This window comes from Erwinia sp. S43, assembly GCF_016624745.1.
GTDB lineage: Bacteria > Pseudomonadota > Gammaproteobacteria > Enterobacterales > Enterobacteriaceae > Erwinia > Erwinia coffeiphila.
Window position 1 is genome coordinate 1 of the sequence record NZ_JACVTX010000011.1, and the last position, 13,042, is coordinate 13,042.

At 54.4% G+C, this 13,042-nt stretch carries 12 protein-coding genes and 1 riboswitch; of the genes, 5 read left to right on the plus strand and 7 right to left on the minus strand.

The window, feature by feature from the left end; translation table 11 throughout:
- Window positions 1–171: 171 nt before the first annotated feature.
- From IBT47_RS27245 to fbaB, 5 genes are all read left to right on the plus strand, one after another.
- Window positions 172–438: an acyltransferase gene (locus IBT47_RS27245; RefSeq protein WP_255569907.1), complete on the plus strand. Its 267-nt coding sequence runs from the start codon at window positions 172–174 to the stop codon at window positions 436–438.
- Entirely contained in the window at window positions 438–1,217 is a 780-nt protein-coding gene (locus tag IBT47_RS27250) for an acyltransferase (RefSeq protein ID WP_255569908.1), read from the plus strand. The genes IBT47_RS27245 and IBT47_RS27250 overlap by 1 nt, the downstream gene beginning before the upstream one ends.
- A gap of 75 nt (window positions 1,218–1,292) precedes the next feature.
- Window positions 1,293–1,398: riboswitch (TPP riboswitch) on the plus strand.
- Between the two features lie 36 nt (window positions 1,399–1,434).
- On the plus strand, window positions 1,435–2,226 hold the full coding sequence (thiM, locus tag IBT47_RS14510) for a hydroxyethylthiazole kinase (RefSeq protein WP_200560989.1): 792 nt from the start codon (window positions 1,435–1,437) through the stop codon (window positions 2,224–2,226).
- Complete coding sequence (thiD, locus tag IBT47_RS14515; protein ID WP_200560991.1) at window positions 2,223–3,023, plus strand: bifunctional hydroxymethylpyrimidine kinase/phosphomethylpyrimidine kinase; 801 nt, start codon at window positions 2,223–2,225, stop codon at window positions 3,021–3,023. The genes thiM and thiD overlap by 4 nt, the downstream gene beginning before the upstream one ends.
- Window positions 3,024–3,200: 177 nt before the next feature.
- On the plus strand, window positions 3,201–4,253 hold the full coding sequence (gene fbaB / locus IBT47_RS14520; RefSeq protein WP_105591385.1) for a class I fructose-bisphosphate aldolase: 1,053 nt from the start codon (window positions 3,201–3,203) through the stop codon (window positions 4,251–4,253).
- Window positions 4,254–4,351: 98 nt separating this feature from the next.
- Here fbaB and IBT47_RS14525 read toward each other — a convergent pair whose 3' ends face one another.
- The 7 genes from IBT47_RS14525 to yegS all read right to left on the minus strand — a co-directional run bounded on the left by IBT47_RS14525 (window position 4,352) and on the right by yegS (window position 12,779).
- Window positions 4,352–4,975 carry a LuxR C-terminal-related transcriptional regulator gene (locus tag IBT47_RS14525; RefSeq protein ID WP_200560993.1) on the minus strand — a complete coding sequence of 208 codons (624 nt, stop codon included), beginning with the start codon at window positions 4,973–4,975 and terminating at the stop codon, window positions 4,352–4,354.
- A 283-nt stretch (window positions 4,976–5,258) separates the two neighbouring features.
- On the minus strand, window positions 5,259–5,945 hold the full coding sequence (locus IBT47_RS14530; protein ID WP_200560995.1) for a GntR family transcriptional regulator: 687 nt from the start codon (window positions 5,943–5,945) through the stop codon (window positions 5,259–5,261).
- A gap of 131 nt (window positions 5,946–6,076) precedes the next feature.
- Entirely contained in the window at window positions 6,077–7,543 is a 1,467-nt protein-coding gene (locus IBT47_RS14535; RefSeq protein WP_200560997.1) for a mannitol dehydrogenase family protein, read from the minus strand.
- 46 nt (window positions 7,544–7,589) lie between these two features.
- Entirely contained in the window at window positions 7,590–8,873 is a 1,284-nt protein-coding gene (locus IBT47_RS14540) for an MFS transporter (protein ID WP_200561172.1), read from the minus strand.
- A gap of 96 nt (window positions 8,874–8,969) precedes the next feature.
- Window positions 8,970–9,980, minus strand: coding sequence for a Zn-dependent oxidoreductase (locus IBT47_RS14545; protein ID WP_200561174.1), 1,011 nt, complete (start codon window positions 9,978–9,980; stop codon window positions 8,970–8,972).
- Window positions 9,981–9,990: 10 nt separating this feature from the next.
- Complete coding sequence (gene manD, locus IBT47_RS14550) at window positions 9,991–11,205, minus strand: D-mannonate dehydratase ManD (RefSeq protein WP_105591391.1); 1,215 nt, start codon at window positions 11,203–11,205, stop codon at window positions 9,991–9,993.
- A 674-nt stretch (window positions 11,206–11,879) separates the two neighbouring features.
- Window positions 11,880–12,779 carry a lipid kinase YegS gene (gene yegS, locus IBT47_RS14555; protein ID WP_200560999.1) on the minus strand — a complete coding sequence of 300 codons (900 nt, stop codon included), beginning with the start codon at window positions 12,777–12,779 and terminating at the stop codon, window positions 11,880–11,882.
- Window positions 12,780–13,042: the final 263 nt, after the last annotated feature.

Here is a 13,042-nt window from a genome sequence, read left to right on the forward strand (position 1 = left end):
TAACTAACTAACTAACTAACTAACTAACTAACTAACTAACTAACTAACTAAATCAATCTTGTTAGTGGGTTAAACCATGAATTTGGAGGTGTTGTATGTAATGTTTCTCTTCATTTTAAGAAGTTTGACTGATGTGCAGCAGTTTAATACACTCAATTACTAAGACTAAACATGAGCAAAAAAAATAACTTCGACATAATTAGGCTTGCATTAGCCTTTATAGTGCTTTTGGTCCATTCATCTGAGGTTACAAGAAATGAAAGCCTGCGATTTCTTTCTCATTATTTAAGTAGTGATTTTGCAGTCAAAGGTTTCTTTGCGATAAGTGGTTTTTTGATTACAAAAAGTTACATTCGTAGTAAATCGTTAAAAGATTATGTATCGAAACGCGCCAGTAGAATTCTTCCAGCATATATTTTTGTTATTTTTTCTGTTTAATGTTAGGTGTTTTGACTACAAATTTAAAATTCACAGAGTTTGTTTTTCATACAACCACATTCAAGTATCTCGTCGCAAACTTAACGTTTTTAAATTTTTTGCAACCATCTCTTCCTGGTGTTTTTACTTTGAATCCTATTCAGCCTATGGATGGTTCATTGTGGACTATAAAAGCTGAGGTAATGTTATATATTTTGTTGCCTTGTGTCATACCCTTAATGACTAGAAAGCCAATATTGGCTTATTTTCTCATTTATTCTATTTCATGCTTTTGGTTTTTTTATTTTACAAGTATTTATAACGGCCCAAAGGCCGAGACTTTAGCGAAGCAGTTCGTCTCATTGTCGTCATATTTCTTTTTTGGTACTTTTCTGGTTGTTTATAAAAAAGCTTTCGATAAAATTAAAATAATTTCACTTTTCTCTTTAGTCGTCTTTTTTTATTTTAAACTAAAGGGTGATATTCTGTTTTTAATCGAGCCAATCGCTTATTCCTCTTTCGTGTTGTTTCTTTGCACAAGCTTTATGAAAGAGGTTAGCGTTAAGTTTATCGGTGACATTTCATATGGGATTTATTTGTACCATTGGCCGATAATTCAACTCCTAATTTTTCTCGGTGTATATACTTTTAATGCTTTTTTAGGTTTGTTACTCACAATTATCTTGACTCTAATTGCATCATACATTTCGTGGAATCTTCTTGAGAAGAGATTCCTTCAACGAACCAAATTTTCTACAGCCAAAAAAAATAACATTTCAATCGCTACTAATTCAAACTAAAATTACAAATCAAAATTGATAGATTATTAATGATACTTTACTGTTGATGTTAATAACTTCTGGTTATTATAATTTGTAAATGACTCGGGGTGCCCATCCTGTTTTCCCAGGACAAGGCTGAGAAAAACCCGCATAACCTGAACTGGATAATGCCAGCGGAGGGAAGTCAGATGCCTCCAACCGGCATCGCCTTCTTGATCGCCGGTTGGGAGTATAGATGAGCCAACCCATTCCCCTCAGCCACCACGATGTGGCGCACTCTCTGGCGCTGTTCCGCCAGCAATCCCCCCTTATTCACTGCATGACCAATGATGTAGTACAGACCTTTACGGCCAACGTTCTGCTGGCGCTGGGTGCATCCCCGGCGATGGTGATTGATGCCGAAGAGGCTGCGCAGTTTAGTGCGGTAGCCAGCGCGCTGCTGGTCAATGTCGGCACGCTCACCCGCTCGCGCAGTGCGGCAATGATGGCGGCGGTGGAGTCAGCAAACCGTGCAGGGCGCAGCTGGTCACTGGACCCGGTGGCGGTCGGGGCGTTAGCCTTCCGTACCGAATTCTGCCATCAGCTGCTGAATCATCAACCTGCCGCCATCCGCGGTAATGCCTCAGAGATTATGGCGCTGGCGCAGGAAGCCGTTTCAGGGCGCGGCGTCGACTCCCGGCATCAGTCCGATGCCGCGATCCAGGCCGCACAGAAGCTCGCTTTGCAAAGCGGGGCGGTTGTAGCGGTCACCGGAGAAGTGGACTTTGTTACTGACGGTCAGCGCACTCTCAGTGTCAGCGGCGGTTCACCGTTAATGACGCGCGTGGTCGGTACAGGCTGTGCGCTGTCGGCGGTGGTGGCGGGTTTTGCCTCGCTGCCCGGCGATCGCCTGATCCACGTAGCCAGCGCCTGCCGCGTGGTATCACTGGCCGGCGAGCGTGCCGCCGCGATCGCATCAGGACCGGGGAGTTTTATCCCTGCCTTCCTTGATGCGCTCTATCTGTTGACCCCGGAGGAACTGGCATGAAGCGGATTAATGCACTGACGATTGCCGGTACCGATCCCAGCGGCGGAGCGGGTATCCAGGCGGATCTGAAAGCGTTCTCGGCGCTGGGCGCTTACGGCACCAGCGTGATCACCGCGCTGGTTGCGCAGAATACCCGGGGCGTGCAGTCGGTTTATCGTATTGAGCCAGATTTTGTTGGCGCGCAGCTGGATTCAGTGCTGTCGGATGTACGCATCGATGCGATCAAAATCGGTATGCTGGCGGAATCCGACATTGTGGAAGTGGTGGCCGAGCGTTTGCCGGCAGCCACCACTCCGTGGGTTGTGCTGGATACGGTGATGCTGGCAAAAAGCGGCGATCCGCTGCTCTCTCAACGGGCGGTTGCTACGCTACGCGAACGCCTGCTGCCTCAGGTGTCGATTATCACGCCGAATCTGCCGGAGGCCGCCGCGTTGTTGGACTGCCCGATGGCGAGCAACGAACAGGAGATGCGCGAGCAGGGCAGGGAACTGCTGGCGATGGGCTGCCAGGCGGTGCTGATGAAGGGTGGCCACCTCAGCGAGTCGGAAAGCCCGGACTGGTTGTTCACCCGCGAGCTGGAGCAGCGTTTTACCGCGCCGCGCGTGAATACCCGCCACACCCACGGCACCGGCTGCACGCTCTCTGCGGCACTGGCCGCGCTGCGCCCGCGCCACGATAACTGGGTAGCAACCGTGCAGGCGGCGAAGACCTGGCTGCAGGGTGCGCTGGAGCAGGCGGATTCGCTGGAAGTCGGGCAGGGGATTGGTCCGGTGCATCACTTCCACCAATGGTGGTAATGAATGCAGGGGCAAACGCGCTTTTGTGCGCATTAGTCTGAAAAATCCAGTCAGCAATTTGCCTGGTTAAAGGTTTAGGTTCACCCTGTTGAGGTCAGAAATCAGTCGCATTTCTGAACAGCGGGCCATTTGACCGTTGGCGGGTCGTGGCCCTCCCTACCTTTGACAGGAGTTATCATGACGGACATCGTACAGTTATTGGGCAAAGAAGCAGATTCTCTTTTGCAACATCGCTGCATGACTATTCCAGCAGACAGCCTCTATCTTCCGGGATCGGATTACGTAGACCGGGTGATGGTTGATAATAACCGTCCCCCGGCGGTCTTACGCAATATGCAAACCCTGTATAACACCGGTCGTTTAGCCGGGACAGGTTACCTCTCTATCCTGCCGGTTGACCAGGGCGTTGAGCACTCCGCCGGCGCCTCTTTTGCCGCAAACCCGCTGTACTTCGACCCGAAGAATATCGTCGAGCTGGCGATTGAAGCGGGCTGTAACTGTGTCGCCTCCACCTATGGCGTGCTGGCTTCCGTTTCCCGCCGCTATGCGCACCGCATTCCGTTTATGGTCAAGCTGAACCATAACGAAACCCTCAGTTATCCTACCCAGTACGATCAAACCCTGTATGCCAGCGTTGAGCAGGCTTTTAACCTGGGGGCCGTTGCCGTGGGGGCAACCATCTATTTCGGTTCCGAGCAGTCGCGCCGTCAGATCGAAGAGATCTCGGTAGCGTTTGAGCGCGCGCATGAACTGGGGCTGGTCACGGTGCTGTGGGCCTATCTGCGCAACAACGATTTCAAAAAAGACGGTGTGGATTATCATGCCAGTGCGGATCTCACCGGTCAGGCAAACCATCTGGCGGCGACCATCGGTGCCGATATCGTTAAGCAGAAAATGGCGGAAAATAACGGCGGCTACAAAGCGGTGAACTTCGGTCATACCGATGAGCGGGTTTACAGCAAGCTGACCACCGATAACCCCATCGATCTGGTGCGTTATCAGCTGGCTAACTGCTATATGGGACGAGCAGGATTGATTAACTCCGGCGGTGCAGCAGCGGGGGATACCGATATTGCGGAATCCGTACGTACTGCCGTGATTAATAAGCGTGCCGGAGGAATGGGGTTGATTCTTGGCCGTAAAGCATTCAAGAAATCAATGAAAGACGGCGTGGCGCTTATTAATTCCGTTCAGGATGTATATCTCGATAAAAAAGTCACCATAGCTTAATAATATGACAGGTGGACATAAAATATCCGCCTGTCATATCCTGCCACTTGCTATATAAAACACCCTGGTGTTGGCGCAATTTTCCCACCAACAAACAACTAACTCAAATGCGGTACGTGAGTCAGGCTTTTGGCCAGATTGATTATCTGGAACAGCACTTTAGTCCGCTTTGATTTACTTTTCTTCTTCAGATTGTTTTTATGAGAAAGTACGGTCTTCAGCTTGATGTTAATATGTTCAGAAATCTCTACCGAGCTTCTTTCTTTCATCCAGAGATTAAGTATTTCAGACTCGCGCTTGCTGAACGACAGCGGTGTTTCATCAGCCGGGTAGAGTCCGACAGGTTGAGCGGCCTGCTTTAACCTGTTGTTTGAAACCAGGTTTTTTACGGTGCTGATTGACACATTCTGCGCCATAATCACCACGTTCGGCTTGATGTAAATGTAATCTTCAAATGATGAATGAACCACCCGCATAAAGATAATAAACAGGGTTTCCGGATTCATTGCAATCAGTTTTTTTATCTCTTCCCTGTCGTTTTCCGTGTTGTAAACGGATTCGCAAATAAACGCTATTTGCGTGGAGCCTTGCTGTAATAGTCGTGCGCAGTTAGGAAGATTATCCAGCAGATGAATATCCTTTTTTTTACCGCCTGCTTCATTGATAACGCTTTTTAATCCATGGCTGAAATAATCACATTTATTTAATATGATATAACTCATAAAGTACAGCCTTATTTAAGTTGGTTAACTGCAATGATTGCTGTTATTTATTATGAAACACTAAATATCGATAACGAATAGTGATGACGTTGGAAGAAAATCAGCAGGTGCTGATATTAATGAAATATCAGGGGTCGCTAATTACGCCGATCTTGTGATGTAGATCTACTATAAAGGCTCAGTGTACAGCCGCAAATGTCTTACACCGTCAATTCTTGTCTGTACGCCTCATGAATAGCGAAAAAAGAGGGGCGGGGCGCATTTTTCGCCCCGAAGCGCTGTTTTATACAGCTTCGAACCATTCGCTATTCTGTTCTGCTATCGGAGTTATAGAGAAGATCATCTCCTGCAGATGAGTGCGCATGGCGCTTTCTGCAGCATTAGCGTCTTTCGCCACCAGCGCCTGATAGATTTTCCAGTGCTGCTCTATCAAACTCTCCGGCGGCGAGACCTTGCTGAGGGTCAGAAAACGCACCCGATCCATGGTGGCCTTGATGTTTTCTACCGTTTCCCACGCCAGCCTGCAGTCAATGCTTTCGGCAATCAGGCGGTGGAACTCATCATCCAGTACCAGAAAGGCCTGGCTGTCGTGGCGCTCCGCCGCCAGCTTTTGCAGCTGCAGGTTATGCTCCAGCGCGGCAAGCCCGGTTGCACTGGCTTCCTGCGCCGCTCTGCGCACCACGGCCACTTCCACGGCTTCGCGGATAAAGCGCCCGTCTGCCACCCGCTGCGCGGAGATCTTGCGCACGAAGGTGCCGCGCTGCGGCAGTACCTGTACCAGCCCGGCTTCGGCCAGTTTGATAAAGGCTTCCCGCACCGGCTGGCGAGAGACGTTAAAGCGGCTGGAGACGTCTTTTTCGGACAACAGGCAGCCGGGAGGAATGGCACAGGTGACAATTTCATGGCGCAGATAGCGGTAAATCTGCTGATTTACCGGTTCGCTGGCGGTAATGGTATATACAGTCGACATTCGGCAACGTCCCTTTAGCGGCAGGTCATCTCAACCCGTCTGCGCATGGTAGCAAAGCGTTCAGTCTAATCAGCAAGATGGCGGAGCGCCAGGGCTTTATCGGCCCCGGCATGCGGGCGGTGCAAATGCGGTCAGTAGTCCGGCTTGACCAGCTGATGAACGGTCTTTTTTGCCCCCTGATCCAGCAGCAGGCAGTAGAAATGATTCACCCTGGCGACAAACGCGGTGCTGGCGGGCAGATCGTGGCCGAATACGCTGCTCAGCGCCAGCAGCGCGGCGACGCGTTCGCTGCCTTCCCGGCTCCCGGCCACGCGTTGGGCCAGCTCAACGCGCAGCGGATCGTTGATGCTAATCGCTTCCCCCTGCTCGCTGACGCCGCCAACGTAGCGCATCCAGCCCGCCACGCCCAGCGCAAGCAAATCGAAATCACTACCGTGCTGTAAATGCCAGCGAATGCTGTCCAGCCAGCGCTGCGGCAGCTTTTGCGTGCCGTCATTGGCAATCTGCGCGGTGCGATGTTTGATGGCGCGGTTGCGATAGCGGGCAATCAGCGAGTCTGCGTAGGCTTCCAGGTCCACGCCGCGGGTGCGCAGGGTTACCGCCTGCTCAGACAGCATCAGGCGGCGTGCGGCCAGCAGAAACAGCTCATCATCCATGCAGTCGCTGATATGCTCGTAGCCTGCCAGATTACCCAGATAGGCGAGGAACGAGTGGCTGCCGTTAAGCATGCGCAGTTTCATCTCTTCGAACGGCAGTACGTCTTCCACCAGTTCGGCCCCCGCCAGCTCCCAGCGCGGGCGTCCGCTGACGAAATTATCCTCGATCACCCACTGGAAAAACGGCTCACACACCACGCCCGCCGGATCGTCGCAGCCCAGCTGTTCGCGTAGGGCACGGTGCGTTTCATCGGTCATTGCCGGAACAATGCGGTCCACCATGGTAGAAGGGAAGGTGAGGCTATCGGCGATCCACTCCGCCAGTTCCGGCTCCTGCTGACGCGCCAGCTGGCTAATCACCCGGCGAGTGACGTGGCCATTCTCCGGCATATTGTCGCAGGACATCACGCTAAACGGTGGCAGACCCCGTTCGCGGCGGCGGCGGATGGCGGCCAGAATAATCCCCGGCAGCGACTGCGGAACATCGGGATTCGCGAGGTCGTGAACGATCGCCGGGTGTTGCAGATTCAGCTCGCCGCTGGCCGGATGGTGGCAGTAACCTTTTTCGGTTACTGTCATCGATACAATCGCCACCTCCGGCTGGCTTAGCGCGTCAATCAACGCCTCCACGCCGTCCGACTGCCCGTGCAGAGCCTGGGTGACCACGCCAATAATCCGCAAATCCAGGCGGTCATCGGCCATTTCCGCCACGCTGTAGCACAGCTGCTGCTGGCGCAGCGCATGAATCGCCTCGCCGTTGTTCAGATTGATTTCGCAGTAACCCCAGTCGCTGCACTGCTCGGCAGCCAGCCTGTCGCTGCACACCGCCTGATGTGCACGGTGGAAGGCACCGAAGCCGATATGCACCATTCGCGTTCGTAATGCACTACGGTCGTAAGCGGGTTTCTGCACGCTTGCTGGAAGGTTCTCCACAGACAACATAAATTATCCTTAATTGAAGGTGCGGGGGAGCGCCCCGCACAACCATTTAAACTGAAACAGTCTTACTGTATTTTTTCGGCGGACGCACCACCACCAGCACCAGCAGGGCACCCAGCGCGGCGATGCCACCGGCGAGGATAAAAGCGCTGTCGAACTTACCGGTATGCTGCACGATGTAGCCGGTCGCAATCGGCCCGATAATCCCGGAGATGCTGCCGATCAGGTGGATAAAGCCACTGATGCTGCCGACGCGGCTTTTATGCACCACGTCCTGAATAATCGCCCAGTAGATCGCCCCGGTGATATACAGGAAGAAGATAGACACCGACATCAGTCCAACCGCAGGCACCACGTCTTTCACCGTTCCCGCGAAGGCCACGCAGATTGCGGCGGCGAACAGGCACACCACCAGCACAATTTTTCGCGACAGCAGCAGTTTGCCGGTCATGCGGAAAATCTTGTCGGAGATAATCCCGCCCAGCGCCAGCCCCACGAAGCCCACAATCCACGGGATCATGGTGGTGATGCTCATCGCCTTGATATCCAGCCCGTGCGACTGCACCAGATAGGCCGGGAACCAGCTGAGGAAGAAGAACAGAATATAGTTGTAGCAGAAGAAGGCGAAGGCGGTGACCAGAATAATCGGCTGGCGCAGATAGTGGCCCAGGCCGTGCTGCGACTGGGACAGTTCTTCCTCGGCGCTCAGCTGCTCGTCTTTCATCTGGGCGATCAGGGCGCGCTCGCGTTCGCTAATCAGCTTGCTCTTCAGCGGGTTATCGGCGGCAATAAAGAACCACACCACCATCCAGACAATGCCGATTGAGCAGATAATGGCGAACGCCGGGCGCCAGCCGAAAGCCAGGGACAGATAGCCAATAATCGGGCCGGCAATCGCGCCGCCGAGCGGTGAACCGGCGCTGAGCAGCCCCATCGCGGTGGCCGCCTGTTTTTTCGGGAACCAGCCGTTAATCGCCTTGTTGGCCGAGGCGCAGATCGGGCCCTCCGCCATGCCGAACAGAATACGCAGGATTAGCATCGACCAGAAGCCGGTCGCCAGTGCGGTAAATCCGCAGAACAGCGACCACATGCCGACCGCCACGCCGAGGGTAATGGTTGGCCCGAAGCGGTCCGTTGCCAGGCCGCCAACGAAGTTAAAAATGGCATAGCCGAAGAAGAAGCTGCCGAAAATCAGGCCAAACTCTTCGGCATTCAGCATCAGGTCTTTCTCGATCATCGGCACGGTCAGCGACAGCGCCACGCGATCGAGGTAGTTGATCATATAAACCAGGAACAGCAGCAGTACGATGGTCCAGCGCAGGTTTTTAATCATCATGACTCCTTCCCCTCTTCCCGGCCTGCTGGCGGTTGGGGGCTGTAGGTAGAGGTATTGTGGCCGGAGGGCTGGGTCAAACCCCCCGGTGTTTTGCTAGCTGACTTTTAAAATCACTTTGCAGCAGCTGCGCGGGTCCTTCTCAAACAGGGTCATCGCCTGTTCGATCTGGCTGAGCGGCAGGGTATGGGTGACCAGCTTTTCCGGTTCGATCAGCCCCTGTTCGATCCAGGCAATCACCTGCGGGAAGCGGTTGCTGTTTAGTCGGGAGGTAAACAGCGACAGCTCTTTGCTGGTCAGGCTTTGCTGGGTGATAGCGCAGGGCTCGCCGGAGAAACCGAGCAGGCCGATGCGCCCGGCAGGTGAGGCCAGTGCGGCCGCTTCGGCAAGAATCGACGGGTGGCAGGCGGCATCAATAATCAGCGTTGGCTGCACGCCATCGAGCTGTTCTGCCAGCGGGATTTCGCTGTTGTTCAGCGCGCGATCCGCGCCGTTGTTCAGCGCCAGAGTCAGCCGTTCGGTTATCCGGTCGGCGACGATCACCGTTTTCACGCCATAAACGCCTTTTAGCACCTGAATCGCGGTCAGCCCCATCGGGCCGGCACCGTAGATCAGCGCTACGTCGTCGGGCTGCGGCTGTAAAAACGCGGTGATGTTGGCGGCGATGGTAAACGGCTCGACCAGGCTCGCCAGCGTATCGGGAATGCTTTCCGGCAGCCGCCAGGCATTCGCGGCGGGTGCCAGCGCGTATTCGCTGAAGCCGCCGTCGCGATGCACGCCGATCACCTGCAGCTCTTTGCAGACGTTGGGGCGACCGATGGAGCAGGGATAGCAGTGACCGCAGCTGACCACCGGATCGACCGCTACGCGCTCGCCAATGCGCGCACCTTCCACGCCGTCGCCCACCGCATCAATCAGGCCAAAAAACTCGTGGCCGATGGTGCGCGGATAGCGGGCAAAGGGATTATGCCCGTGCCAGATATGCACATCGGACCCGCAGATGCTGGCGTACTGCACTTTCACCCTGACTTCGCCCGCTTCCGGCAGCGGCAGCGGACGTTCCTGAATCTGAAGATCGCCGGGACGTTCAATGACCACGCTTTTCATCATGCTCTCCTTACCAGTTCCACAGCGTGCCGTCTTCCAGACGGGCAACGGGCAGATACGCCGGTTCATAGGGATATTTCGCCGCCAGCTTTTCGTCGAACTCAATGCCGAGGCCCGGTTTTTCGCCCGGATGCATATAGCCGTTATCAAACGTCCAGCTATGCGGGAACACTTCCAGCATCTGCTCGGAGTAGCCCATGTACTCCTGCACGCCGAAGTTTGGCACCCACAGATCGAAGTGCAGGGCGGCGGCCATGCAGATTGGCGACAGGTCGCTCGGTCCGTGAGATCCGGTACGCACCTGATACAGCGAGGCGAAGTCGGCGATGCGGCGCATGCCGGTAATGCCGCCCGCATGGGTGATGGTGGTGCGGATATAGTCGATCAGCTGTTCTTCAATCAGCTGCTTGCAGTCCCAGATGCTGTTAAACACTTCGCCCACCGCAATCGGCGTGACGGTGTGCTGGCGGATCAGGCGGAAGCTCTCCTGGTTTTCGGCCGGGGTCGGGTCTTCCATCCAGAACAGGCGATAGTCCTCTACGCTTTTGCCGAAGCGCGCGGCTTCGATCGGCGTCAGGCGGTGGTGCATGTCGTGCAGCAGGTGTTCGTCAAAGCCGAATTTGTTGCGGATGGCATCGAACAGTTTTGGTGTGAAGTCGAGGTATTTTTCGGTCGACCACAGCTGCTCTTCCGGCCGCGCGCCTTTCGTTGCCGGCTCGTAGGCTTCGCCTTTGCCCTTGGCCATGCCGTAGGTGGTTTTCATTCCCGGCACGCCGCACTGGGCGCGAATGGCTTTGAAACCCAGTTCTTTATGTTTGGCGTAGTCGTCCATTACTTCATCGATGCTGTGACCGGTGGTATGGCAATAGACCATCACTCCGGTACGCGATGCGCCGCCGAGCAGCTGGTAAAGCGGCATATTGGCGGCTTTGGCTTTGATATCCCACAACGCCTGGTCAACGGCGGAGATCGCGGACATGGTGACCGGCCCGCGACGCCAGTAGGCCCCTTTGTAGAAGAACTGCCAGATGTCTTCGATCTGGTGGGCATCGCGGCCGATCAGCTGCGGGCAGACGTGATCTTTCAGGTAGGACGCGACGGGCAGTTCGCGGCCGTTGAGCGTGGCATCACCGATGCCGGTGAGTCCCTGATCGGTGGTGATCTTCAGCGTGACAAAGTTTCTGCCGGGGCAGGTGACAAACACTTCCGCTTTAACAATTTTCATTTCAATTCGCCTTGTTGACTCGCTATGGCGCAAAATTACGCTAATGACGTACTACCATACAAGTTGGATTGATTGGATTTTCGAGGGGGATCACAGATCGGGGGGAGGGCGCTGTGAAATGGGTGTTTGGGGTTCAGCCTCTGCTGCTGCTCCAACAATTTCATCGCGTTTAGTTTCGATGAACAGGCTTGTCGGCCTGCTAAGAATGATGCTGCATAAATCAATTCAAAGTATGGATATCCTGAGGGGCCGATAATCGGGATGCCTTAAATAATAAGGTGCTGTGAGATGAGTGTTTAGGGTTCCGCCTCTGCTACTGATTCCTGGCGGGTCCTCACTTTTGTATTTTCAGGCAACGCGAAAGTTAAAAAGCAGGCTGGCTGTGAACCCGGGCGGGCAATCCGCAGCGCTGAACGCAGAGAGGAAGCCAGGATTCGGCCGCATGGGCGCGGACGAAAGTCACGGTCGGGCCAGGACAGCTCGTCTGTGGCGGTCCGACGGGCTGACGAACGAAGTGAGGGAACCGCGAAGCGGCGCGAGGACGGCCGAACGGGGGCACAACCAGCCAGCGCTAACTGACGACTCTGCAAACAACACAGCACAGTTCACTAACGGTGGCTAATTCTGCAAACAACACTGGTGAACGGTGCCCCCTGCAAACACCGAATCTAAAACTACGCCAGCAGCTCACACGACGGCGGCAACCGACACTCCAACGCATCCGGCATCACCTCAATCTTAAACTTCGTCCCCGTCAACGGCTCGCCATCCAGATTAAACGTCATCTCATTCGGCGCATCAATCGTCAGCCACGGCAGCGACGCCGTAATCAAATTCGGATTCTCATCATCACTGGTCAACGTATGCAACAGCGTCGGCAACAGCTCCTGTGACGTGGCAATCGTCAACTCCAGCTTACCGTCATTAATCAGCGCCTGAGGGCAAAGACGCTGACCGCCGCCCGCCTGCCGACCGTTACCAATCCCTATCACCAGCGCATCACCCTGCCAGTCGAAATCCGGCCCGCGAAGATGGCAACTGTCCGCCTTCAGCGTATCCATTCGCATCAAACCGTGAATAAAATAGGAGACGCCGCCCAGCGCCGACTTCAGCTTCTCCGGCGTTTCCGTCGTAATGCGCGTACCAAACCCGCCGGTCGCCATATTGATAAAATAGCGATCGCCGTTTACCCGCGCTAAATCAATGGCCGTCGCCTTGCCGATAATTGCCAGCCGTAGCGCATTCTCCATCTCCAGCGGAATGCCCGCGCTGGTGGCGAAATCATTAGCAGTACCCAGCGGCACAATCCCCAGCACCGGCCGTCGTTCAGGTGGCAGACCGGCCAGCGCGGTGGCAATCTCATTAATCGTGCCGTCGCCGCCAGCGGCAATCACCGTGGTTGCATTCCGATCCACCGCTTCACGCACGTAGCGCTCGCCGTCGCCGTGTTCCCAGGTCACACGTACCTCCAGGCGGTAGCCTTCCTCGCGCAGAGTGGCAATCGCCTGGCGCAGATCCTCATTGCCCGCGCTTTTACCGTTCAAAATCGCCAGCGTGATTGAATCGTTTACCATTTTTTATTTTCCTGAAGTGGATGGCGGATGGTTTCAAGATATAGCATATCCTGTTACAGACGGTGAACTGTGGGGTACCAGAAGGGAATATTTTCGGAAAAAAGGACAAGAAAAAGCCCGGACGGGGGAGCCGACCGGGCCAATGAGGTGGTTCATTCCGCCCGGAACTCAGCTTGATATCCGGACGTGCAGAGAATGCTGTTTAATGTTGTCGTTAGGAGCCAGCGCATAATAACGGGGAACCTCCCCCGGTACTGTGATCG